General features: G+C 28.3%; 29 protein-coding genes. 7 read left to right on the plus strand and 22 right to left on the minus strand.

Annotated features, from left to right (window positions below):
- Nucleotides 1–2: 2 nt before the first annotated feature.
- The 9 genes from CXF68_RS17795 to CXF68_RS17845 form a co-directional block, all read right to left on the minus strand.
- The gene (locus CXF68_RS17795; protein ID WP_101046445.1) at nt 3–398 is read right to left on the minus strand and encodes a hypothetical protein; all 396 of its coding nucleotides are present in this window, start codon (nt 396–398) and stop codon (nt 3–5) included.
- Between the two features lie 245 nt (nt 399–643).
- The gene (locus tag CXF68_RS17800; RefSeq protein WP_101046446.1) at nt 644–1,474 is read right to left on the minus strand and encodes a hypothetical protein; all 831 of its coding nucleotides are present in this window, start codon (nt 1,472–1,474) and stop codon (nt 644–646) included.
- A gap of 572 nt (nt 1,475–2,046) precedes the next feature.
- Nucleotides 2,047–2,448, minus strand: a complete 402-nt coding sequence (locus CXF68_RS17815) for a hypothetical protein (RefSeq protein ID WP_198553850.1) — start codon at nt 2,446–2,448, stop codon at nt 2,047–2,049.
- Between the two features lie 606 nt (nt 2,449–3,054).
- The gene (locus tag CXF68_RS17820; RefSeq protein ID WP_101046449.1) at nt 3,055–3,651 is read right to left on the minus strand and encodes a hypothetical protein; all 597 of its coding nucleotides are present in this window, start codon (nt 3,649–3,651) and stop codon (nt 3,055–3,057) included.
- Nucleotides 3,652–3,702: 51 nt separating this feature from the next.
- Complete coding sequence (locus CXF68_RS17825) at nt 3,703–4,041, minus strand: hypothetical protein (protein ID WP_101046450.1); 339 nt, start codon at nt 4,039–4,041, stop codon at nt 3,703–3,705.
- A gap of 2 nt (nt 4,042–4,043) precedes the next feature.
- Nucleotides 4,044–4,355, minus strand: a complete 312-nt coding sequence (locus CXF68_RS17830; RefSeq protein WP_101046451.1) for a hypothetical protein — start codon at nt 4,353–4,355, stop codon at nt 4,044–4,046.
- 12 nt (nt 4,356–4,367) lie between these two features.
- Nucleotides 4,368–6,260 (minus strand): hypothetical protein, encoded by a 1,893-nt coding sequence (locus tag CXF68_RS17835; RefSeq protein ID WP_101046452.1) that lies wholly within the window; start codon nt 6,258–6,260, stop codon nt 4,368–4,370.
- Nucleotides 6,261–6,369: 109 nt separating this feature from the next.
- Nucleotides 6,370–6,675, minus strand: coding sequence for a hypothetical protein (locus CXF68_RS17840; protein WP_101046453.1), 306 nt, complete (start codon nt 6,673–6,675; stop codon nt 6,370–6,372).
- A gap of 257 nt (nt 6,676–6,932) precedes the next feature.
- Nucleotides 6,933–7,181, minus strand: a complete 249-nt coding sequence (locus tag CXF68_RS17845; RefSeq protein ID WP_157821997.1) for a hypothetical protein — start codon at nt 7,179–7,181, stop codon at nt 6,933–6,935.
- Nucleotides 7,182–7,476: 295 nt separating this feature from the next.
- On the opposite strand from CXF68_RS17845, the gene CXF68_RS17850 reads away from it, so the two are divergent.
- Nucleotides 7,477–7,899 (plus strand): hypothetical protein, encoded by a 423-nt coding sequence (locus CXF68_RS17850; RefSeq protein WP_101046455.1) that lies wholly within the window; start codon nt 7,477–7,479, stop codon nt 7,897–7,899.
- Here CXF68_RS17850 and CXF68_RS17855 read toward each other — a convergent pair.
- The 13 genes from CXF68_RS17855 to CXF68_RS17910 form a co-directional block, all read right to left on the minus strand.
- Nucleotides 7,885–8,163: a hypothetical protein gene (locus tag CXF68_RS17855; RefSeq protein ID WP_101046456.1), complete on the minus strand. Its 279-nt coding sequence runs from the start codon at nt 8,161–8,163 to the stop codon at nt 7,885–7,887. The genes CXF68_RS17850 and CXF68_RS17855 overlap by 15 nt on opposite strands.
- A 6-nt stretch (nt 8,164–8,169) precedes the next feature.
- The gene (locus CXF68_RS17860) at nt 8,170–8,628 is read right to left on the minus strand and encodes a hypothetical protein (RefSeq protein WP_101046457.1); all 459 of its coding nucleotides are present in this window, start codon (nt 8,626–8,628) and stop codon (nt 8,170–8,172) included.
- A 31-nt stretch (nt 8,629–8,659) separates the two neighbouring features.
- Nucleotides 8,660–8,809 (minus strand): hypothetical protein, encoded by a 150-nt coding sequence (locus tag CXF68_RS20715; RefSeq protein WP_157821998.1) that lies wholly within the window; start codon nt 8,807–8,809, stop codon nt 8,660–8,662.
- A gap of 399 nt (nt 8,810–9,208) precedes the next feature.
- Complete coding sequence (locus tag CXF68_RS17865) at nt 9,209–9,961, minus strand: hypothetical protein (protein WP_101046458.1); 753 nt, start codon at nt 9,959–9,961, stop codon at nt 9,209–9,211.
- 147 nt (nt 9,962–10,108) lie between these two features.
- Nucleotides 10,109–10,621, minus strand: a complete 513-nt coding sequence (locus CXF68_RS17870; protein ID WP_101046459.1) for a hypothetical protein — start codon at nt 10,619–10,621, stop codon at nt 10,109–10,111.
- 216 nt (nt 10,622–10,837) lie between these two features.
- Nucleotides 10,838–11,272 carry a hypothetical protein gene (locus tag CXF68_RS17875; RefSeq protein WP_101046460.1) on the minus strand — a complete coding sequence of 145 codons (435 nt, stop codon included), beginning with the start codon at nt 11,270–11,272 and terminating at the stop codon, nt 10,838–10,840.
- A 284-nt stretch (nt 11,273–11,556) separates the two neighbouring features.
- Entirely contained in the window at nt 11,557–12,048 is a 492-nt protein-coding gene (locus CXF68_RS17880; RefSeq protein WP_101046461.1) for a hypothetical protein, read from the minus strand.
- Nucleotides 12,049–12,272: 224 nt separating this feature from the next.
- Entirely contained in the window at nt 12,273–12,716 is a 444-nt protein-coding gene (locus CXF68_RS17885; RefSeq protein WP_101046462.1) for a hypothetical protein, read from the minus strand.
- Nucleotides 12,717–13,096: 380 nt separating this feature from the next.
- Nucleotides 13,097–13,618: a hypothetical protein gene (locus CXF68_RS17890; protein WP_101046463.1), complete on the minus strand. Its 522-nt coding sequence runs from the start codon at nt 13,616–13,618 to the stop codon at nt 13,097–13,099.
- Between the two features lie 486 nt (nt 13,619–14,104).
- A complete protein-coding gene (locus tag CXF68_RS17895) occupies nt 14,105–14,500 on the minus strand; it encodes a DUF6678 family protein (RefSeq protein WP_101046464.1) in 396 nt (131 codons plus the stop codon).
- A gap of 205 nt (nt 14,501–14,705) precedes the next feature.
- Nucleotides 14,706–15,341: a WG repeat-containing protein gene (locus CXF68_RS17900; protein ID WP_101046465.1), complete on the minus strand. Its 636-nt coding sequence runs from the start codon at nt 15,339–15,341 to the stop codon at nt 14,706–14,708.
- A gap of 162 nt (nt 15,342–15,503) precedes the next feature.
- Nucleotides 15,504–16,706, minus strand: a complete 1,203-nt coding sequence (locus CXF68_RS17905; protein WP_101046466.1) for a site-specific integrase — start codon at nt 16,704–16,706, stop codon at nt 15,504–15,506.
- Between the two features lie 79 nt (nt 16,707–16,785).
- Entirely contained in the window at nt 16,786–17,739 is a 954-nt protein-coding gene (locus CXF68_RS17910; RefSeq protein ID WP_101046467.1) for a PhoH family protein, read from the minus strand.
- A gap of 119 nt (nt 17,740–17,858) precedes the next feature.
- On the opposite strand from CXF68_RS17910, the gene CXF68_RS17915 reads away from it, so the two are divergent.
- From CXF68_RS17915 to CXF68_RS17940, 6 genes are read left to right on the plus strand one after another with little or no spacing between them, the layout of a single operon-like run.
- Nucleotides 17,859–18,722, plus strand: coding sequence for an S-adenosyl-l-methionine hydroxide adenosyltransferase family protein (locus CXF68_RS17915; RefSeq protein ID WP_101046468.1), 864 nt, complete (start codon nt 17,859–17,861; stop codon nt 18,720–18,722).
- 4 nt (nt 18,723–18,726) lie between these two features.
- Nucleotides 18,727–19,023: a putative quinol monooxygenase gene (locus CXF68_RS17920; protein WP_028888772.1), complete on the plus strand. Its 297-nt coding sequence runs from the start codon at nt 18,727–18,729 to the stop codon at nt 19,021–19,023.
- Nucleotides 19,023–19,547, plus strand: coding sequence for a GNAT family N-acetyltransferase (locus CXF68_RS17925; RefSeq protein ID WP_101046469.1), 525 nt, complete (start codon nt 19,023–19,025; stop codon nt 19,545–19,547). Before CXF68_RS17920 ends, CXF68_RS17925 begins: the two co-directional genes overlap by 1 nt.
- On the plus strand, nt 19,547–20,257 hold the full coding sequence (gene gldF / locus CXF68_RS17930; RefSeq protein ID WP_101046470.1) for a gliding motility-associated ABC transporter permease subunit GldF: 711 nt from the start codon (nt 19,547–19,549) through the stop codon (nt 20,255–20,257). Before CXF68_RS17925 ends, gldF begins: the two co-directional genes overlap by 1 nt.
- Nucleotides 20,250–21,893 carry a gliding motility-associated ABC transporter substrate-binding protein GldG gene (gene gldG, locus CXF68_RS17935; RefSeq protein ID WP_101046471.1) on the plus strand — a complete coding sequence of 548 codons (1,644 nt, stop codon included), beginning with the start codon at nt 20,250–20,252 and terminating at the stop codon, nt 21,891–21,893. The genes gldF and gldG overlap by 8 nt, the downstream gene beginning before the upstream one ends.
- Before the next feature lie 31 nt (nt 21,894–21,924).
- Nucleotides 21,925–24,690, plus strand: a complete 2,766-nt coding sequence (locus CXF68_RS17940; protein WP_198553852.1) for a DEAD/DEAH box helicase family protein — start codon at nt 21,925–21,927, stop codon at nt 24,688–24,690.
- Nucleotides 24,691–24,820 lie beyond the last annotated feature (130 nt).

Below are 24,820 nucleotides of genomic sequence, written 5' to 3' on the forward strand. Positions count from 1 at the left end.
AGTTATGCTACTAGTTCAGTTACAAATTCAGTTACATTATTTTCAACAGTCTTTAATGATTCTGCAATTATCTTTTTTTGTTCTTTTATTTCCTCTTCCATTTCTTTTATTTTTCTTTTTAGATTTTTTTTACGCTGCCTGTCTTCATGCTTTTGTTGCTTACTTAACTGAACATATTCATTTCTACCAATCATCAACCCCTTTAAAATATCTAAACAATTTATAGCATGGGCATTTTTAAAATAAGAATCATTTTCTTCCATAACTAACGAAGATTGTATCATAGAAATTAAACTTTCCTGATATATTGGTAAGAGAGAAAGTTCTTCGTTAAACATTACTTTAAGATTTGAATTATTGTTCAATCCTAATTTTTTTTCATTCGGGGTATAATTCATTTTTTGCGTTTTATTGCGTAGCGGAATAGCTACTGTTATTTTAATATTTGTTACTTAAATTTTAGACATAAAAAAACAACACCTTGTGAGTGTTGTTCAGTGGTAAGTAATATTTTTTTTACTAACGTGTTCGTATAAGATTAGTTGCGTTGTTTAAGCCTCTAATTTAGCAAATACAAACCGAATAGAAAATCCGCGAGGATTTTCGTAAGTAGGCTTGCATTAGCAATTAATGTTATACGGTGTTACCACACGTATTTAAATTCACCTCGTATTATCCAAGATGTTTTTCCGTCAAATATTAATTTTTGTTCAATAGAATTTCCATATTGGTCATATTTATACTCGAATTCTGTATAGCTTATTAGTTTCTTCTCTCCACTAAGTATTTGAAATTTTTTTACTTGTGTCCTATTATTATTTAAATCATATTTTTTTTCAGAAATCTCATAAGGCTTATTTTCAGAATTAAACCATTTTGATAAAATCTCATTTCCATTTTTGTCATATGAAGTTTCAATTTTAGATTTCATTTTCCCAGAAAGGTCATAAAATATCAATACAGAATCTCTCCATTTTTCATCATATTTGAGTAATGATTTTTCAGAAATAGAACCATCATTATTTCTACTTATCATTTTACGCAATTTATTTTCTCTGTCAATTTCATATTTAGTAATACTTTTTTCACTTTCGCTTATGTGTTCTTTTTCAATAAGTTGCCCAAATTTATTGTATTTGTAATTATATTGGACATCTATTGTACCGTCATTATTGTAAAAAATATATTGTATTTGGTTACCATATCTATCATAAGAATAATTAGCTCCACCAAAAATAGGCAATCCATTAGAATCAAATTCTAAATTTTTAATTTTACGTCCTTTAGTGTCATAATAATAAATATCTATTGTACTAATTTCTTCATGAGGCATGCTATCAATGTATTTCACTCTAAATGTCGTTAACTTAATTTCTTTTGGAGAGTTTTTAAATCCATCAAAAGCATCTAAATATCGTAGGTTTGAACAACTACTTAAAATTAATAAAATTAATAGGAATTTGATTTTTTTCATATGTCTGGGAACTTGTTTATATAAGTACTAAAGGTGCTTAAAATTACATCTTTTTTTACTTACCACAATTATGTCAATGAACTTTTTTGCTTTTTAGTAGTGCTAATAACTACTTTTTTAATATTTTTTAGCTTGATTATATATGTCCAGGACATCATCATGACCAAGCCTAATTTTTAACTTTTTCTTATCGGTTTTTAAATGGATTTCAGCATGTAAATGTTCAGACCACTCACTAACATTAATTTTATCAGTAGATAGCTCTAATGTTTCCCTAATTGATATTGACGGTTGTGTTTTCAATTATTGCCATAACTACAGGTTTATTTTGTTTTTACTATTTTTGATTTATGATAAAAAGTTATGATCAACTTAATACAGAATTTCTAGAAACAAAAAAAGCTTCTCTTTTTGTTAAGCTCATTTCTGTTTTATTAGCATTAACTTTTACTTCCACTTCCTTAGTTGAAATTATTCCTAGTTTTGAGTATATCCATAATATTTATGATTATTATACTTACGATTGTTTTGGAATTCATTTTTTTCCTTATTTATAATTATCTACACTTATTTTAATATTCTAATATTTTTCTAATTTCATCATTAGAAAGATCTCTGTTTCTTTTGAATTGAAAACCTTGCCTCCCAATTGATAATATTTCACCAAGTCCAATACAAAAACAATATTCTTCACTAGCTCCCCATTCTTTCAAGCCAAGACTTATATGAATGCTATCAAATTCAATAACAAATTGAGGTCTTGTTTTAGAAAATCCGTTAGAAAATGTAATAGTGTCATAGTCTTTAAAGTCTTGATAATCTATAGGCTCAATACAATCATTTTCTTCAAAATTATTGAATAACCTTTTGAAATAATAAGGCTTTAAAGTCCTGTATTCTTCTTTCTTGATACCGTTTAGAATCTTAAAAAACCATTCTTTTTTTAGATTAAGATGTAATGTTTTGTTTTTCATATTCTTTTAATTACTGTTTTATTTTGTTTTTACTAATTTTGGTATATGAAAAAGTTATTCCTCATCTGTTACCCTCTTTTTTTAATATGCCTAAATACTATAACCTTCCTTAGTTTAGGTTTTGAAAATTTTAATCTTTACATATTTCACTATAAGTTCTTAGTATTGATTTTTTGTGTTATCTTTTTGATTATTTCACTTACAAATACAATCAAATCTTACAGAACTAATTACACATTTGGTTTAATCTTAAATTTATTTGGCATCATTGCTTCATTAATTTTACCGATCTTATTAATACTGGGTGTTCTATGGCAAATCCACTAATCTATTATCTACAGGTTAATTAATGTTTGTTTAACTTTTATTTTACTCCAAAACATTTTTTCATTTCTAATTTTGTCAAGCATTTAATAATCATCAAAAGAGATTTGAATTAGTTTTTAATTAGCCATGCTTGTAGTGTAGTATGGCTTTTTTGTTCCTCATTCTACAGATTTAATGCTATTACGATTAAGCCAATACTTACCCACATCATGGCTCCGATTACTCTTATCACTTTGTCTTTTGTTCTAAACAATAAACATTCATTTAATATATCTTTTATCATGCTGCTACTTTTTTGTTTTTAGGATTTTCTTTACATCTACTAACGTGAGCGTTTAAAGCATTTTTACTGGAATACTCTTTTTCGCAAAATCCGCAAGTAGTTTGTTTTACTTCGCTAAGTTCTTGCTTCAAGTCGCTAAGTATTTGCTGCTTCTCGCTATACTCAATATTTATTTCGCTAACCGTTTGCTTAATTCCGCTTTTACTTTGCTCGTACTTCGCTGCAAAAACGGTTATTAATTGGTAGCCTATAAAAGCCATAAAAAAACTAATGAAACCTGATTTTATAGCATCGCTTAATAATTGAGAATTGAAAACATCGAATACCATTAAAAGCATTAAACCATCCATAAACGCAATAGCATAAGGAGTCAGTTTATTTGAGCCACTCAATGAAACAATTAATAATCCGCTTGATAATGCTGTACCTGTAACACCCGCTGCGATTAACCTAAATATAGTACTCGAAATTATTGGTGTTAGTATTTCAAATAGTAAAACAGAAAGCTTTAAAGCATAACCGAAAATGTAAAATAAAACAGCAATCGAAACCGCTCTTAAACTGGTCATTTTGTCTTCTAGTGTATAATTCATTTTAACCCTGTTTTGTTTTTTAGTTTTTGAATATTGTTTTCTATAAGATGTTTAACAGCCATCACGATCTAGTTTATTTATTACGTTCTGAATACCTAACTTTTCAAAATCAGTATCTCCAATACCGTATAATTCGATACATAATTTCTTTAATGCCCATGCTTCATAAAAATCTAAAGTAAATTTGATTGCTTTTTTTGCTTCAAATAGATCTAGTTTCTTTTGAATGGTTTTATATTTTTTATCAAACTTGTCTGCCAATATCAAACCTATTGAAACTGCTATTTTTTCTTCTTTCTCAAGTAAAGAGAAGTTTAAATCATAGAGCTTGTTTGTGATTTTGTGAAGAGAGATTAATTCGTTTATTTGTAAATTCAATTTCTTTTTCATGACTAAACTTTTATACTTGTTACTAAATCGCCTGTTGTATTACTATAAAAATTAACCTTATTGGCAACGTTTGCATATATTGATTGCTCAAATCTTCGAAACATTGCGTTTACCAATATGTTTGCGTTTTTCCTATTTTTACTTAAATGATTATACCAAACTGGGTTAAATTTTCTCCCACCATTTCCCGCAATTTTCAAATCATTATTTCCATGTTTTAAAAGGATCACCATTTTTAATTCGCTACAGTTTGGGCAAGTAATTTTATTTTCTGCTCCACAAGTACATTTTTTTAATTCGTTTTCTTGGCTCATGTTTTTTTGTTTTTATGCTAAATTTGTGTTTTGGTTTTTTATTAAATTGGGTAATAAAAGCAAATACTCATGCGGTAAATTATCTTGTACATAATTGAATAATTGTTCCTGGTTATATGTACCTAATTCGTATTTACTAATTGCCCTGGTAAGTTTCTTTTGAGCTGATAATCTTCGTTTTCTTGCATTAGAATCCTGTTGCTCTTGTTTTTTATCTGTGTTTTTCTGCTCCTTGTATTTTAAATGACTTTTCCAAACAGAATGCAGTCCGTAAAACCCGAGTTCATTCGACTTTGTTCTTGTTTTATCGAAGTATGCAAAAGGAAATAATGCATTAACCTCTTCTTTCTTTAGAAACCAGTTTCTTGCAAATTCCAATTTCCAACGATACTCTTTTAGCTTATTTATCACCGTCTCTTTATTTACCATATTCACAAACATCTGGTCCTTTAATCGGTTAATGGTGTTTTTCCAATCTCCGACGTATACATTGTGTTTCTTCCAAATTTTAGCAGACGATTTAATAAAATCTTGTAGTATTACTTGCTTAAAATCTTCTGTAGAAAGCAAACCGTATTGTACAATTTTCAATAAATAATCATATCGTTCGCCTTTGTAATGGTCATATTCGCCAGCAGCTAATTTTTTAGCCAACGTTTGATCATCTTTCAACTTATTTAAAAAATTATTGGTTAATTGATTCGTTGTTTTTATTGGTTTTGGAGTTTTATTTAAAAAATCGGGCAGTTTTATTTTTTTTTCGCCGCCGAAAGAATTTTGTTTTTCATTACTTATCCCTTTGGTGTTCTTGTAGCCGCCTGCAAGGCGTTCGGTGTTGCTTTCGTTTTCATTTACCAGCATCGAACCGCATTTATTCAAGGCTGTGCTATTTGCACAGTCTTTTATTTCTTTTTCTTTTAATATTTTAGTTCTAGTAGTATCATTATTATCGTGCAAACTCTTCTCGATTAATGAGTTAAACGATTTATTTTGAATGAGTTGCGATTTTGGAGGATTCCCTTCTAAAACTTCTATTATCTGAGAATTAAAATTTACAGAAATTGGTTTATTTTGATTTATTCGTAGGTAGTTTATTAAAATATTAGCCTCACGAAGTCTTTTAATATGGTTTTGTGCGGTCTTCTTACAAATAGAAAGCCTTGGTATATCGGCTATTGTATGAGTCGCTAATTTCCTGTGATCTATTTTTAGTTTTGGTAGCGAATTTTTTAAGGTACTGGTGCTTTTATTCATTTCTAATAGGTAGGCATTACGTGTTCTTAATTGCGACACGTAAAAACCTACCAAAACATGAAAAACCAATTCACTAGAATATTTTATTTTTTGGATAGCTTTCTTTTGAATTATTGCGTTTTCTTTATTCTCTTCAATAACTAGTTCATTGTAATTTCTAGAAAACTCCTTTTTGTTTTGCTTTTGAAATACTGCCTTGCGCTTTTTTTGCGTTTCTGAAAGCTGAAAATGATTCTTAACAATAGTATTGTTGTATTTTCTAATTTCGTCATTCTCTACATCCGTTTTTTCGTTGTAGGTAAACACATACTGTCTGTATTTATCCATGGTACCTTTAACAGCTTGTCGATCTAAATACGGATAATTTATATACGTATACTGCTTTTGCTCATTTTCATGCTCATTTCCCCTTTTAAGGAGCAATAAACCATGTGCGGTATTAAATTCTTCTACAGCTTTATTATACTGCGTATTTGTTAGTTTATTTCGATACGCATTATCAATAAAATTTTTAATAGTGTGCTGAAGTATCGCATCAAGTTTGCGAGTGCTTAAACAATCTTTAACCTCTTGGTTATAAACACCAATAGTGCTAAATAATACTTTGCGTTTTTGCGTTTTGTTTGCGTTATTATTTGTACTTTTGTTCATAGGAAATAACGTGTTATGTCTTTCTTTTTTAAGATTGGTTTTATCATACTTATTCCTTTGGTAGAAAGTGGTAGAGGGTCGAAATTTCTAACCACTTTCTTTATTTTTATTATGCTACTTTATTTATTATTTTACAATTACCTGCTCTATTAATTAAAAACTCATTTAATTTATCTTTTAGCTCAAAGAGTTTATAGGATGCTAAACATTCTGAAGATTTAAATTTTTCTAAGAATTTTAAAAACTCGTTAAAAACACTGTTTTCACAAGTAATTAATGATTTAAAATTACTGTTTGGTAAGTGGTTGCCTTTTCCTTTTACGTAAAAAACTTGTAGCTTTTCTGAGAAAAAAACTTGAATAATGTTTTGCGGTTTAATTGCGCAATTTTGTTTGGTAATTTGCCCTTTTTTCATTGTTTTAATATTAAAATGGCAGACTAAGAATACTTACTATTAAAAACTAAACTACGGACTATATAAAACTCTCTTAATCTGCCAATATGTTAATGATCTTTTAAAGAAAGTAACTCACAACTTTTAGAAAAAGGGCTAACTTTTAAGAATGTTACTAAGTAACGGTGTTGTGAGTTACTGTTAGATAAGATTTATTACTTATCCCTTTGGTATTTTTAAACTGATTAATGCCCTTTTATCAGTTAGTTAAAAGCAAATTAAATTGCTTTATTATCATTTAAGGTTATATAATAACCTCCGTTTGTTTTTATGGATATTTCACCTTTTCTTAACTTATTAGATATCATAATAGTTTCTTCGAAAGAATACATATACTTTTTACCTACTTTAAAAAAGGTTACTAAATTTAAATCTCTTAACGATTGTAATATTTGCCCGTTATAGGTTATACCTATTGTTTTACAGAAAATTTTACCAGATATGTTTAAAGGTTTTATAGCTTCCATCTCTATCGTTAATAATTTGCGTTTCCTTGCGCTTTTTGCGTAAATGGCCATATAGTAACAACATATAAAAACAAAATACTTTGTACGGTATTTAATTTACCTAAGTATTTTCTTTCTCTTATTATCTTGTTTTGTATAATCACTTGTATTTGTATTAGCCCTGTTATAACAAGTTAATTGTTATATTTGTTTTTATTGAATACAAATATACAAACATTTCAGTAAAATACAAGTATTTCAGTATTTTTAACTGAAAAATGATTTAATTCACGTCAAAAACAAGCATTTAAGTAGAATGAATTTACCAGAGATTAATGATAGACTAAAGGATATAATAGATTTTTGTAGTAATGGTAATGTGAGTGATTTTTCTAAAAAATTAAAAGGGATTTCTCAACAAAAATTGAATAGACTTTTCAATTTAGATTCAAGAACAAAAAAATACCCTACAATTTCTCAAGATATTATTACTGAAGTTTTAAGTGAAATTCCAGAGATTAATCCAACATGGTTTCTTTTAGGTAAAGGGGAAATGTTGAATAATATTAATTTACCAGAGTCATCTGAAATTAAATTCGAAAATATATCAGATGATGAACTGTCTTTGTATATTATAAATAATAAAGAACGGTTATTAAAGAATAAGGCACTGAGTGTTTTTATTGAAAAGAGAGCTACAGAAATCGCAATTAAAATGTTAAAATCAGATATTGACTAAAATATAGCTCTTTTCAAAATCATTTAAATTTAGATTGTTCTTTAATTTAAACTTTATTTCTTTAAGAATTTTTATTTCCTTTAAATCTTTATTAATATTATATTCAATATTTTTTATATTGTTCGATTTTACAAATTCTATTTGATCAGTTAAATGTTTTTTGTAATCTCCAGACAATATTGTTCCTTCTTTGTGTTCAAAAGAAAGTGTTTCTAAGTTTTGTAATTTCTTTTTATAATCTTTTATTTTTTTTCTATTGTTCATTCAGTACTATTTCTTTATTTCTGAATTAATAAAATCTAAACCTTTTTCTAATAATCTTTCTTTGTACTGAAAAGAGATTTTAATTAATTTTATGTAATTCATTAATTTTAAAATTAGAAAAACAGATATAGCAGAAATACATAATCCAATAAAAAGATATGCTAAGATATTAAAATCTACACCAGGAATAAAAACCCAGGACATAAAAAACACCCCACATATAAAAGGAGATAATAAAGAGTATTTTAAATTTATTTTATAAAATTCAATATTATCCTTTGATAATATTGGTATTAAAATTAAAAGCCCAAAAACTAAAAAAAGTAAACTAGCATGAGTTCCTGCACTATATAAAAATCTATGAATACTGGAGTATCCAAAAAATTTCTCTTCTAATTTATCGTCAGGAAAAAGGACATGAATAAAAGGTAATATTCCACTAATATAGATTAGAACATTACCCAATGTTTCAAAAGTTAAATACTTGAATGATTTATTACCCTTTTGTAGTAGGGGTCTCCACTTTATCTTTGTCAATAAGTTCATTTCGTCTTTCTTTTTCTACTAAAATTTCCTCAGTGTTATCTGTACAGCTAGATAAAAATACTACACTAAACATTACTAATACAATAAATACTTTTTTCATTTTTGCTTTGTTTAAAATTAATATTAAAAAAGTAAAAATAATGGTATTTTATATTAAGCATTCATCAGTCGAAGATTTTTCATTTTAATTTTAAGCAAATAAACATACTTTTACTTTAATTTACAATACCCAACAACCCTATGTTAAATAGGGTTACCCCTATTTTCTTTAACATTATTTTAACATTTAGCGAGCCGCTTAATAAATGTTAAACATAAAAAAACACCTCTAACGAGGTGTTTTTTGGTAGGTAAATATACTGAGTTAACGTTGTTATATATGGTTTGTTGCGTGTTTTAAGCAACTAATTTAGTAAATAATTACCGACCAAGAAAGTCCGCGAGGACTTTCGTAAATTGGCTAAAATCAGCAATTAATTATACACGGTGTTGGCAATAGTTAATTTTCATATTTACCTAACAATTTAATTTCAGCTTTCCAGTCATTTTTCACATATTTCTCACTATTATAAATTCTGAAAAAACTTTTAATTGGTAGTTTTTTCAAAATTGTTTTTATAGAATCTAATTCATTTTGATGAACTGAATTGTCAGTAAAAAGAATAAAATTAAGACTGTCAATATTTTTCTCTTTTTTAGAATAATAAAAAGGAAAAACTTCGTATTTAAGTCTATTTAAATTATGTGAGTTATCTGTCCTCGCTATTAAAGAGTCATTTTTTTTTCCAATGTAAATATTAAAGGCAAATTCTTTATTTCTAAATTCAGTTAGTTTTTCAGATGTTTCAGGTAATTTTAAGTCCAAACCAACTTTATTTTCAATATATTCAAAGTTGTTTTTTATTTTCTTTAATTTAAGCCTAAATATAGAATCATTTTCAGATTTTATTAATAGGGTGTCTTTCGTTAGATTAAATTCATAATCAATGATGTGTTTATTGTTAAATATAGATGTGTCACCACGTAAAAGTGTTAGTTCAATTTTTGAGTCTCTAATTTTCCAATTATCTGAATATGTATCATACATAATAGAATTATCAACAACCATTGAGTCTTTAAAAAACTTAATATCAATTTCAATATTCATATCAGATGTAGAACTCCAATTTCCAATAAAATCAGATTTTATATTTTCCTTTTTACAAGAGAAGAAAAAAGGTAAAATAATAATTGCTAAGATTCTCTTTTTCATAATTATTGCCAACGTTGTTGTATATGGTTTGTTGCGTGTTTTAAGCACTTAATTTAGTAAATAATTACCGACCAAGAAAGTCCGCGAGGACTTTCGTAAATTGGCTAAAATCAGCAATTAATTATACACGGTGTTAGCTGTAGTTTTTCAATGTTTTTCTATTTGAGGGTTATTTCCTGCATAATACCATTTTCCTTTATATTCAAATAGGTGATTAATATAAATTGTATAAAAATTATTTTTCGAAATAATTTTTATATTGAACTTAGTTAAAGTTATTGATTTATTATCTTTTTCTATTTTTTGTTCAATTGATTTTACTTCAACTTTTTTTAGCTTTATAAAATTCCAATTAATTCCTAACATCTTGCCATTTTCTCTCAATAAAGCAATTCCATTATAATAGCTTTCAAGTAATGAATGATATTCTTTTGAAATCTCCGAAATTTCATTTTCATTTTTTTCAATACCGATACTTTTGCTAAATTCAGTTAGAGTTTCAATATTCGGCACAATTCTCTTCATCTCAATAGTATCTTTTGAACTAATAATTTTCAAAAATTGCTCACTAAATTGTTTCGGAGTTTGTTGCCCAAAGCTTTTCACAAAAGTAAAAAAGGCAATTAATAATATTAATAAAATTTTATTTCGTTCAATCATTTAATTACAGCTAACGTTTAGCTATGAATAGTATGGGGCAGAAAATCCGCGGATTTTCGTGTCGACACAAGCCATAAGCTTTTAGATTTTGTTTTTAGTTTGTCGTTTTAAAAAAGCCAAATTAAAAGATTTGGCGATAAAGTAAAGATAAAATTACTATTCAGATTAAAGCCCAAAACCCGTAATATTTATAGGTTTTGTTAGGGGTAGTTTTTACTATTCAATAATTAATATCAAGCTATTTGAGGTATTAGTATAGTAGGATAGTTGAATTTCATACCTCCCTTTAGGTAGATTATAATCGTTTGTGTCAAATACAACAATGTCTCGTAGTTTAAATTCTCGAGTAATTGATTCATTAGGTTTTAAATTGTAATAATAATGTTTTAATTCTTCCTCTTTATAAAATTGGGAAGACAATATTGCCTTATTTTCGTGTTTCAAAACAGACTCATTGGTTTTCAAGCTAACTACTTTTGCTATTGTACCCCAAGGTCCACCAGTAGAAACTCTAGGTTTGTCAAATAGAATATTTTGTTCTTGAGTATTATTATTAGTTAGAGTGATTCTCACCAAAATTTCATCAGTGCTCTTAAAAGATGCATACCTAAATTCAATGTTTACCTGAACCACTGGTAGATCATGGATCATTCTTTTTTTAAGAATTGGATATATGGTATTATTTTCAATATCGTGTATACTTCTAGCGTTACTACTTAAAAAACATAAAAGTAATGTTAAGATACAAAATGTAGTTTTCAAAATAATTTTCTTTTATTTGTTCGTATTGTTTAGTTACCCCTAACGTGTTTGTATATGGTTTGTTGCGTGGTTTAAGTACTAAAGTTAGCAAATAAAAACTGAATAGAAAATCCGAGAGGATTTTCGTAAGTAGGCTAGGACTAGCAATAAATTATATACGGTGTTACCTGTAGTTATTTTTTTCTATACACTTTTAAATTATACTTAAATTCGGTTCCATCACTTTCTAAAAATTCAAATACTTTCAATTCCGTTTGAGTGATTTCCGCTATTTCTATTTCGTTTTTCGTAAACTCAATTAAAGAACCAGATTTTTTTAATTGTTCCAAAAGCCCAGGTGCAAGTTTGTCAATCGGCACATTATATTTTGGTTTGTCAAAAGTCATTCTAAAAATCTTTGCTTTTGAGTCATATTCCCAAATTCCGCTTTCACAGTTTTCCGTATTTTCACAACGAAATAGTTCATACGTTTTGTCTTTTTCAATTCGCATATTCGGTCGAGAAATAAATTCAGTCGCTGTAATTGTGTCATTCACGAAATGTTTTGCTTCTGCAATTGTTTTTCCGTTCTTATCGGTCAATTTTTGAAATTCCCACGTTCCAATAATCAGCTTTTCAATTTTTTCCGCACTTTTCTTCGTTTTTACGTCGTCAACTAATTCCAAATAAGTTTTAGATGACTGGCAATAAGTCAAAAGTGGTAATAATATTATGGCTAGGAGGATGTTTTTCATAATTACAGGTAACGTATTCGTGTATGATTAGTTGCGTTGGCTATAACTAAGTTAGTAAAATTGAACGAACCAGAGGAAAATCCGTAGGAATTTCCAAGTAGGCGAGAACAAAGCAATGAATTATACACGTTGTTGTAAAACGTTTTTATGCTGTTTTAATTCCAATAACCTTTTGTTCGTAGTAATTTTTGTAAAATATGATAAAGGCTATAGTATGCCTTTCCTTTTTCTAATTCGATTTCAATACTTGTTCCATCTCGCAATCCAATTACCCATTTAGTCAGTTCAAATTTATAAACCATTCGGTCAAAATTTTCTTTTACACTTTTTTGTTCAGATTTATTAGTTTTAATGTTTTCTATTTGAGAAAGAAGTGTTTTATTCTCCTTTGTAATAAGGTGATTTTGAGTAATTATAACTTGAGATTCATTTTCTGGATTATAAATTAATTCAGCGTTTTCAATTCCAATATTATCTGTAATAGAATCTACTTTTATTTTTTCAGATTCCGTTAATTGTGAGTATAGCTTTGCGCCAAGAAGAGGAAATTCATATTCCTTAGATTTTTCAATTATTATGTTTCTTAGTTTGGAATCCAATTTTCGTCAAATGTTTTACAACTTGTTTATATAAGTACCTTTAGTACTTATATACAAACCAAATGGAGGTATATGCGTACTAAAGGTGCTTAAAATTACATCTTTTTTTACTTACCACAATTATGTTAATGAACTTTTTTGCTTTTTAGTAGTGCTAATAACTACTGTTATTTTAATATTTGTTACTTAAATTTCAGACATAAAAAAACAACACCTTGTGAGTGTTGTTCTGTGGTAAATAATATTCTTTTTGCTAACGTATTTGTGTATGATTAGTTGCGTGGTTTAAGTACCTAATTTAATAAATATAAACTGACCATCGGAAATTCCGAAGGAATTTCCAAAGTAGAACAGAAGCAAGCAGTTAATTATACACGGTGTTAGCATACGTTATTTATTTGTTCTCTTATTTTTTCAAGTTCCGCTTTAATATTTTTGTCTTTTATTAATCCCGAAAATTCAGTCACTTTTTCAGTCGTTTCTCCCCAAAATGCTCTTTTCCAAAATGGATAAAGCAAAAACATAGAACTTGTTCCGGAATATTCATACTCTCGATTTTCTTTTTTAATTTCATAAACATTCTTAAAAATAGTTTCTCCTTTGTAATAATCAGTTCTTCTCATTTTTACGCTAAAGAAGTCGATAAGACGATTTATTCCTTCTTTTATTTCTACACCATATTGTTTTCCATAATGAATATGACTAAACCCACATCCGACAATTAATTCCGAGTTTCCAATATCAAATTCAAACCAAACTACTGAACTTTCACTTTCCTGAGAGTATACACTAATATGATAACATTCCTCATATTCTTCTGATTCGCTATAATTGTCAGGAAAATGTTTTTCAAGAAACTCCTTAATATCATTAAAAGCAATTCTGATTTTATCTTTTTCCACTTTATTCTTATTTCAATCTTGGTTATCGTTTATGTTCGGTTTTTAATGTATGCTAACTTGTTTATATAAGCACCTTTAGTACTTATATACAAACCAAATGGAGGTATATGCGTACTAAAGGTGCTTAAAATTACATCTTTTTTTACTTACCACAATTATGTCAATGAACTTTTTTGCTTTTTAGTAGTGCTAATAACTACTGTTATTTTAATATTTGTTACTTAAATTTCAGACATAAAAAAACAACACCTTGTGAGTGTTGTTCTGTGGTAAATAATATTCTTTTTGCTAACGTTAAATATATGGCATTTAGGGCGGAAAATAAACGGTTATTTTCGGTTAAGCACTAAGCCAAACTTTTGCATTTTGATTTACCTTTTTCTTACTAAAGCCAAATCAAAATATTTGGCGACCTCGCAAATAGACAGCAACCTTTTGATTAAACAATAACCAGCCCTATTTGCTATATATGGTGTTGTATGTTCGTTATTTATAACCATAAAGTCTCAATGTTCCATTCTCTTTTTCCATATCAAAAACTCCAATTTTGTTAATAGTCTTTTCAATTTTAATAACATCCTGCTTGAGTTCGGAAACCATTTGTCTTGAAACACGTTTATTAATTATTATTTGCATCTTCTGAGGGAATTCAATCCACTCGATTTCCTTATAAAAAACAGGTTCGATGAAAAAAGGTCTGAAATCAACAATATCATATTCCATTTCTGTAATCTTATCAAGACCAATTAACTTATATCTAATTATAATAGAGTCAAATTCCTCAATCAAATTTTCAAATAGTTTTTCCCATTTAGATTCATTCATAAATGAAGAGAAATTATTTTCCTGAATTATCTTATCAATTTTAGTTTTTTCCGTCAAAATCAATTTTTAGTATGGTTCTTGTTTAATGACATACAACGTCTCGGCTATGGTTAGTACGGGAATTAAAATGACTGAATTTCCGATTAAGCACTTAGCCAAAACTTTTTATTTTGTTTTATCTTTTTTGTTCTAAAGCGAAATCAAAAGATTTGGCGGACTTAGTTAAAAGCTCTAAACTTTGGGTTAAGTACCAAAACTCGTATTAATTATAGCCATTGTTGTAGTGCGTTTTTAAATGTTCTAAGTAATTTGGTTTATCCTCTAATAATAGTTTTCCATTAAAATTATACACATCATATTCAAGATTAGCATCAAATACACCTTTATTATTATTTTGAGCGAATATATACTTTCGATCATCGCGAAGAATTGTAATTTCATCATATTCTATGGGAACAATTATTTTTGATTTGGTAGTTAATACACCCCATTTTCCACCAATACAAATACGATGTTTCTCTTTTATCGAAATAGCATCGTATTTAAATAATCTTGCTCCTTTATTTACTGTAAATAGGTTTTCTCCAATTTCTTGTATTGGATAGTTGATATAGGTTAAATTTGGAGATAAAACTTCTTTCCCATTTTTATCTACAATACCAAATTTTCCGTTTTTTAATTCGCCTATGAAATCATCATCTCCAAATCTATCAACCCAGGGTTTGTTGTCATCAAAAAAATCATAAGACTCCTCACTCCAATCCCATTTGTATTTTCCGATAAAGACAAGATAAAGTTTAAGATGATTTATATAATAAATATAGTCAAACTTGGGTTCTAAAATGATGTTGTTGTCTAGTCTTAATCCGAATTTTTTATTCTCTTTGTAAATTTTCAATCGATTCGTTTGTTTAAATGCACTACAACTTGTTTATATAAGTACCAAATGAAGGTATATGCGTACTAAAGGTGCTTAAAATTATATCTTTTTTTACTTACCACAACTATGTCAATGAATTTTTTTACTTTTTAGTAGTGCTAATAACTACAATTATTTTATCTAAGTTAAAGACCCTCCAAACAATTTATTGATAGCATCACCCTCTTCTTTTTGATAAAAATCTTTTAAATAATGTTGAGTAGTTGTTAATCTACTATGCCCTAATAACTTTGAAATAATTAACAAATTAACATCTTGTTTTACTGCATAATCAGCAAATGAATGTTTCCCTACATGCATAGATATCTTTTTATCAATACCACACCGTTTAGCTACATTTTTTATTGCTACATTATAATTGTTATTTTTTGTCATTATTCTATTTTCAATTTCTTCTGGTTTTTTGTTATCAAAACCGTATAAAACAGGAAAAACAAATGTTGAGTTTTTATTTTTATATTTTTCTAAAATTGCAATTGATTTAGGATTTAATGGTATTCTACGAACTGCACCAACACGCTCTTTAGATTTACTCATTGTATAAACAATTTCATTCTCAACAATATTATTCCATTTTAATTTACTCATATCAGAAAAACGCATCCCTGCTGTATAAAAACAAAAAAGAAATAAATCTTTAGATATAATCAGTGATTTATACCTATCCTCTAACTCTAAATCAATAATTTTTTGAATCTCTTCTAACGTTAACGTTTCTTTTTCAACATTTTTATAATTTAATTTATACCCACTAGCTTTATTCACTTCAATTAAACCTGCTTCTTTCGCTCTATTACCTACTGTAATTATTGCCCTTAAATTGTTTGATACTGTATTTACACTATTTCCTTTTTTTAACATATGAATATCGTAGGAATGCATAAAATTATGATCTACATCAGAGAAAGAAAGAGAAGATGAGTATTTTTTTAACTGATTGTAATAATTCTGATAAGTTTTAGCCGATCTAATTTTATTCTTTAATTTCATTTCATCAATTTTTGTTTGATAAAAATCTAAAAAAGATTCTTGGTCAATTCCTTTCAAGCCAATGTAAACTTGTAGAAGTCTTTTAGCTGAAACACCTTTATTTTTAAAATAAATAGATTGAATTTCAATTTGTAATGCATTTAATATTGCATTAAATTTATCTTCTAAAGGGTGTCTTTTTATTTTTTGCTTTTTATGATCCCATTGATTTTTCATAACAGATATTTTAGTATCTATGTATTGCGAATCTTTAGAGGATGTAGAAAGACGTAACCGAATTGCTTGGGTGTTATTTAGCTTCTTATAACTTCTTAATTGTAACGAAAAATTCATTGGTTCACTATTGGTTCATTATTAGAACAAATATATATAATTACAAATAGATATGAAAAATAAGAAGCTATAGGTTTTACTACTCTGTCTCTATACTCTTATAGGCTTTAATGATACTTTTTATCAATCGGTGACGAACTACATCTTTATCATCTAAATAAACCATTGCAATTCCTTTAATATCTTTTAAAGCTAGTAATGATTCTTTTAACCCAGAAACTTGTTTACGCGGTAAATCTATTTGACCAGGGTCTCCAGTAATAATAAACTTAGCGTGCATTCCCATTCTGGTTAAAAACATTTTCATTTGATTATGCGTTGTATTCTGGGCTTCATCTAAAATAACAAAAGCGTTATCTAAGGTACGACCACGCATAAATGCTAAAGGTGCTATTTGTATGATTCCTTTTTCTAAATGTGACTCTAATTTTTCATGCGGTATCATATCTCTTAACGCATCATATAAAGGTTGCATATACGGATCTAATTTTTCTTTTAAATCTCCTGGTAAAAAACCTAAATTTTCTCCAGATTCAACAGCGGGTCGAGTTAATATTATTCTTCGAACCTCTTTTTCCTTTAATGCTTTAACTGCTAAAGCAACTGCGGTATAGGTTTTACCTGTTCCTGCTGGACCTACTGCAAAAAGCATATCATTTTTCCCCATTAAATCAACCATTTTACGCTGATTGGCTGTTTGTGGTTTTATTAATTTACCATTAACTCCATGAACCAAAACCCCTTCAATCTTACCTGACTTACGAATTTCTTCTTCTTTTCCGGTTGATGTTAAAACACGTTCGATACTATTTTCATCTAATTTATTATACTTGTTATAGTATTTTATTAGCATTTCTATACGTTTCTCAAACTCATCTAGAATTTCTGATTCTCCATAGATTTTAAGTTGATTTCCTCTAGCTACAATTTTAACTTTTGGGAAATATTTTTTCAACTGAGTAATTGTACTATTCTGTGCTCCAAAGAAATCATTTGGGTCGATTTCTGTTATTTCAATGATACGTTCGTTCAAATGATAAATGTTTTAATATTATTCACAATAAAAATAATGATTATTTTTATTGAATTATGTAATTTCGCAGTAAATTTTAGCTTAAATTTATATCAATTAACTAACAAGCCTTTAAAGTAATGTCTTTTATTACATTAACTACTGATTTTGGAACAAAAGACCACTTTGTAGGGGCTGTAAAAGGAGCTATTTACAGTGAACTACCTGATGCTAAGATTGTTGACATTACACATCACATAACTCCTTTTAACATTACTGAAACTGCTTATATTTTAAAAAACACTTATAAAAGTTTTCCTGATAAAACGATACATATAGTAGGTGTAGATTCTGAATTAAGTGTAGATAACAAGCATATTGCTATTGAGTTAGATAATCATTATTTTATTTGTCCAGATAATGGATTAATAGCTATGATTGCTGCTGAAATAAAGCCTACTAAAATTGTTGAAATTAATATTCATAATCATATTGAAACTAGTTTTCCTGTATTAGATGTATTTGTACAAGTAGCATCGCATATTGCTCGAGGTGGTAGTTTAAATGTTATTGGAAAAGAAATAACATCCTATAAAGATAGTATTGAAATACGCCCGAAAGTTAACAAATTGCAGACTGTTATTATTGGCGGAATTATTTATATAGATAATTATGGTAATGTAATTACAAACATTAACAGAAAGCTTTTTAACACTATTGGTAAAGGGCGCGATTTTACTATTGTTGCAAGACGCTATACTTTTAAGAAAATTTACAATCGTTATAACGAAATTGTAGATTATTCGGTTCCTAAAGAAAAAAGAAGTTATGACGGTGGAAAATTAGCCATTTTTAATTCGGCTGGTTTTTTAGAAATTGCTATTTATAGAAGCAACTTAAATACCGTTGGTGGCGCTTCTACTTTATTAGGTTTAGCCTATAGAGATACCATTACGATTGAATTTGAAACCGCTGAAACCCCTGAATTTACCACTATAAATTAAATATATGTTTGTACGAATTGTAAAAATGAGCTTTCATTCAGAAAAAATTGAAGAATTTTTAGCTAATTTTAATACTAAAAAAGAGTTTATACGAAACTCACCTGGTTGCCGTTTATTAGAATTGTATAGAGATAAAACAAATTCTGATATCTTTTTTACCTATAGTTACTGGGAAACCGAACAAGATTTAGAAAATTACCGAAACTCCGATTTATTTAAAGGTGTTTGGGCACAAACAAAAATTTTATTTAATGACAAACCATTAGCTTGGAGTGTTGACAAAACCATAAGTTTACAATAATGAATTATCCTACTACATTCCCAGAGCTTTCTAGTGAAAGATTAACATTGCGTCAATTATCTTTTAAAGATAAAAGAGACATTTTTAAATTACGTGCTAACAAAGAGGTTAACAAATTAATTACAAGAGAAACTCCTAAAAACCTAAATGATGCCGATGCTTTTATTCAGACTTGTTTAGATGAGTTTGAAAAGGGAAACCGTATTTTTTGGGCAATAGAGCAAAAGGAAACCTATCAAATGATTGGAACAATTGTTTTTCATAATATGAATGTAGCAAGCAGTTATGCCGAAATTGGTTACGAGCTAAATCCTGATTATCAAAAAGAAGGTTTTATGACTGAAGCAACAGAAGCTGTTTTAGCGTTTGGAAAAAACACGTTGAATTTAAAAACTATTGAAGCTTTTACACATAAAGACAATAACGATTCTATTACGTTATTAGAAAAACATCAGTTTATTTTAGGCGATGATGATTTATTTGGAGACAATCGTGTTTTTAGTCTCAATATAAACCAAGAATAATGTATTCAATACTAAAAAAAGAAGTTAATTCATTTTTCTCTTCTCCAATAGCCTATTTGGTTATTGGAGTGTTTTTACTTGTAAACGGATTATTTTTATGGGTTTTTAAAGACAACTTTAATGTTTTAAACGCTGGTTTTGCAGATTTAAATTCTTTTTTTTATTTAACACCTTGGTTGTTTTTGTTTTTAATTCCTGCAATTACCATGAAAAGTTTTGCTGATGAGCTAAATAGTGGAACTATAGAGCTCTTAAAAACGAAACCCGTAACAGATTGGCAAATCGTATTAGCCAAATTCTTTGCTTCTTTACTTTTGGTATGTATTGCTTTAACACCTACTTTAACTTATGTATACACCGTTTATGTACTCGGAAACCCAATAGGTAATTTAGATATTGGTAGTACTGTTGGTTCCTATTTAGGCTTACTTTTTTTAGCCGCTACTTATACAAGTATTGGTTTATTTACATCTACGCTTTCTAAGAATCAAATTGTAGCTTTTATTTTAAGCGTTTTTATCACTTTTATATTATTCTACGGTTTTGACGCGGTAAGTAGCACTTTAGGTAATACGATACAACAATTAGGAATTAACGAGCATTTTAAAAGTATTAGTCGTGGTGTTGTTGACACCCGCGATGTCATTTACTTTTGTAGTGTTATTTTTTTCTTTTTATTCATCACCAAACAACAATTAAAAAATGAATAAGAAACTACAACATATTGCTTTCGCATTTATAGGAGTATTATTTATAAATTACCTTTCTAATGCTGTTTACAAACGTTTTGATTTAACGCAAGATAAACGCTATACCATTTCTAATGTTAGCGCTACTATATTAGATAAAATAGATAATAACGTTTTTATTAACGTGTATTTAGAAGGTGAATTTCCTGCTGAGTTTAAGCGTTTACAAACAGAAACGCTTCAGTTTTTAGAAGAATTAAAAGCTATAAAGCCTACTATTCAGTTTCGTTTTATAAACCCTTCTGTTATTCGTAAACGTTTAATTAAACGAGGGATGATTCCTAGTCAACTAACTGTTGAAGAGGATGGAAAATTATCGGAAGCTATTATTTTTCCTTGGGCAGAAATTGTTGTTGGTAAAAAAACCGAGTTAGTTTCTTTATTACCTAACTCAATTGCTAAAACACAAGAAAGTCAATTACAAAATGCTATTGAAAAATTAGAATACTCTTTTGCTAATGCCTTAAATAATATTACCAACGACAAGCAACAAAAAATAGCTGTAATTTCTGGTAATGGTGAATTAGAGGATATTCATTTATATAGTTTATTAAGTGAAATTGGAAAAAAATATCGCTTAGCAAAATTTACGTTAGATAGTGTAGCTAGTAATCCAGAAAAGACATTAAAAGAGTTAACAAACTTCGATTTAGCTATTATTGCAAAACCTACTGAACGTTTTACTGAGCAAGAAAAATTTACTTTAGATCAGTTTATTACAAATGGCGGTAAAAGTTTATGGATGGTTGATACTAATTATGCTGATACCGATAGTTTATATAACGAAGGAAAAATGCTAGCTTTTCCTCGCGATTTAAATTTAACCGATTTATTATTTAGTTACCAAGTTCGTATAAATAATAAATTAATTCAAGATTTATATGCTGCTAAAATTCCATTAGCAACAGGTAATGTAGGCAACCAAGCACAGTTTCAACATTTAAACTGGTATTACCACCCGTTGGTAAATGGAAATCCTAATCATGCTATTAGCAAGAACCTTGCGCCTGTTCGTTTTCGTTTTACCACGCAAATTGATACTTTAAAAGGAAACATAAAAAAAACGCCTTTGTTAGTTACTTCTGTATTAACAAAAAAAGTAGGTACGCCTAATTTTGTTGAATTACAAAGTATTGCAAAGCAACCACAAGAAAAAGAGTATAATAATGGCCCTCAACTTTTAGGTGTATTGTTAGAAGGTACTTTTAATTCTGCTTATAAAAACAGAACGAAACCTTTTAATACTTCGCTTTTTAAACAAGAAAGCAAGACTAATAAAATGGTTGTTATTGCTGATGGAGACATTGCTAAGAATCAAATTTTAAAAGGAAAACCACACGATTTATCGCTTGATAAATGGACTGGAGAACAATTTGGTAATAAAGAATTTTTAATTAATACTATTGACTATTTATTGGATGACTCTGGCTTAATTAAGCTACGTAACAAAACGGTAAACATAAATTTATTAGATAAACAAAAAGCGTATGCCGAAAAAAGTTTTTGGCAATTTATAAATATTGGTGTTCCATTAGCATTACTTGCGCTCTTTGGTTTCGTTTTTAATTTTTTAAGAAGGAGAAAATATTCTAAGTAATATTTAATGTAAGTTTACTTAAATTACAGTTTTGAAAAAGATAACAGTACCTTTTAAAGAAGAGAAAGAAGCATTACTACATTTTCCTACTGCCATAAAATTTAAATATGATTGGCGAAAATATCAAAAACGTGTACTTGAAGAATTAAAAGATCATCTTAATGACAATCATTTACATATTATTGCACCACCTGGTTCTGGTAAAACAATACTAGGTCTAGAAGTTGCTTTAAGACTTAATAAACCTACCTTAATTTTTGCCCCAACAATAGCTATACGAAATCAATGGATACAACGGTTTTGTGAACTTTTTTTACAAACAAACGAAACGCCTAATTGGATTTCAATAGATATAAAAAAACCACAGTTTTTAACTGTATCTACTTATCAAGGCTTGCACGCAGCTTGTTCTGGTACCCAAGAAGAAGAGGAAGAACTTAATGAAGAAGAGTCTGAAAAAAACAAAGAGAGTAAAACTACCAAAGAAAAAACAGCAGCACTAGTTAAAATTTTAAAAGCTCAAAATATTGGAACTATTGTTGTTGATGAAGCCCATCATCTTAAAAATGCTTGGTGGAAATCATTATCTGAAATAAAAAATGCCTTATCTCCTACAATTGTTGGTCTAACAGCTACGCCACCTTACGATGTTTCTTATACCGAATGGCAGCGTTATATTGAGTTAAATGGCCCAGTTGACACCGAAATTTCGGTTCCTGAATTAATTATTGAAGGAAATCTTTGCCCACATCAAGATTATGTTTTCTTTTCGTTGCCTACCGATAAAGAACATCATAAAATAATTAAATACCGCCAAGATATTAATGCCTTGTTTGATGCTATAACAAGGGATGAAACATTAATTGAAGCATTAGAAAAGCATCCTATATTTCAAAACCCTAACGAGCAACTGGATTGGATTTACACAAATCTCGAATATTATTCAGCAACCTTAATTTTTCTTAATGCTATAGGAAAAAACATTAGCATAAATCATTTAGAAGTAATTGGAGATAAAGAGTTTATTATCCCTGAGTTAAATTATGAATGGATTGAAATACTTTTAACTTTTTACCTTTATAAAAACCCTGAAAGTTTTAAAGAATTTGAACTTCATCAAGAAAAGCTAATTAATAAGCTAAAAAGAGGTGGCGCAATGGAAAGGCGTACTGTAAACTTTAGTCATAACCGAAGAGTTAATAAATTTTTAAGCGCTAGTACGACTAAGCTTGATAGTATTAAAGAAATTGTAGATTTTGAGCATAGCCATTTAAAACAAAATTTAAGAATGGTTATTCTTACGGATTATATTCGAAAAGAATTTCTTATTCAAGATAAAACAAACGAACTCGAATTAAATAAAATTGGCGTTTTACCAATTTTTGAAAAATTAAGAAGAACCAATACCAAAAGTATAAAGACTGGCGTTTTAACAGGTTCTTTAGTAATGATTCCTTTATCTGCATACGTTGCTTTTAAAGAAATAGCCGCTACCTATAATGTTGATACAATTAGTACTACTCCACTTGAATTTGATAATAATTATTTAATTATAAATGTTAATCAACATCTTAAAAACAACATTGTTACTATAATAACTCAAGTTTTTCAAAAAGGAGAAATAGAGGTTCTTGTTGGTACTAAATCATTGTTAGGTGAAGGTTGGGACGCTCCTGCTATTAACGCATTAATTCTTGCAAGTTTTGTAGGTTCTTATGTTCTTTCGAACCAAATGAGAGGTCGCGCTATTCGTACTGAACCAAAAAACATACATAAAACGGGTAATATATGGCATTTAGTATGTGTTGATCCTACAGTAAATAATGGAGGCGATGATATGCAGCTGTTAAAAAGAAGGTTTAAATCTTTTGTAGGAATTTCTTTTGATAAAGAAACTACTATTGAAAATGGAATTGGACGCCTAAACCTACCTGAAAACATTCATACAAAGCTACATATTAAAGAGGTAAATAACCGCATGCTTAAAAATGCGGGTATGCGAGAACAGTTAAAACAAAACTGGCATAATGCGTTACATGGTGGCGTTGTTTTAGTTGAAGAAATAAAAATTCCCTTTAGCGAAAAACAAGATTATAAAAGTATTAAGTCGCTTTATTTTAATAGAACTATAAAGTATTTAACAGGTATGGTTAGCTCTGGAGTACTTGGTTTTTCGTATGATGCTTTTGATGCGTTAAATAGAACTAAAAAGTACACAAATATTAGTGAAAAACATTTTACGTATTTAATACTTTTTATGGGAGGGCTCGGTGTTTTACTATATGGTAGACTTACTTTTAAAACTTTAAGAATCTATTTTAAATACAGAGATATTTCTAAAGATGTTCGGCAAATTGGTAAAGCTTTATTAGCTTCCTTAATAAAAAATAAAATCATACACACACATCATTCAAAGCTTTTTGTTCTTTCCGAAGTTAATAATCAGGGTACTATTTATTGCCATCTTGAAGGCGGAACTACTTATGAAAAATCGGTATTTATTAAATCGTTACAAGAAATTTTAAGTGCTGTTGATAATCCAAGGTATCTTATTATAAGAAAAAGCTTTTTCTTAAACCTGTTTTCACAAAAGGACTATCATTCACTCCCTGAAAATATTGGAAGAAAAAAACAGTCTGCCGAATATTTTGAAATGCAATGGGAAAATTTAGTGGGTGCCTGCAAACTCGTTTACACCAGAACTATTGAGGGTAGAAAATTACTTCTTAAATCGAAAATACATTCGCTTGCTTCTGAGTTTGAAAACAGAATTGAACGTATAAATGTTTGGAAATAATATACCTCCAGATTCCTGATAACTAATTATTTTATAGCGTTTAATTTTATTCTCTTAGTGAACATAATATATATATAGTTAATTAGTTAATATTAACGATATATATATATTGGCTTTAATTACACACGAA

Source organism: Tenacibaculum sp. Bg11-29 (assembly GCF_002836595.1).
Taxonomy (GTDB): Bacteria; Bacteroidota; Bacteroidia; order Flavobacteriales; family Flavobacteriaceae; genus Polaribacter.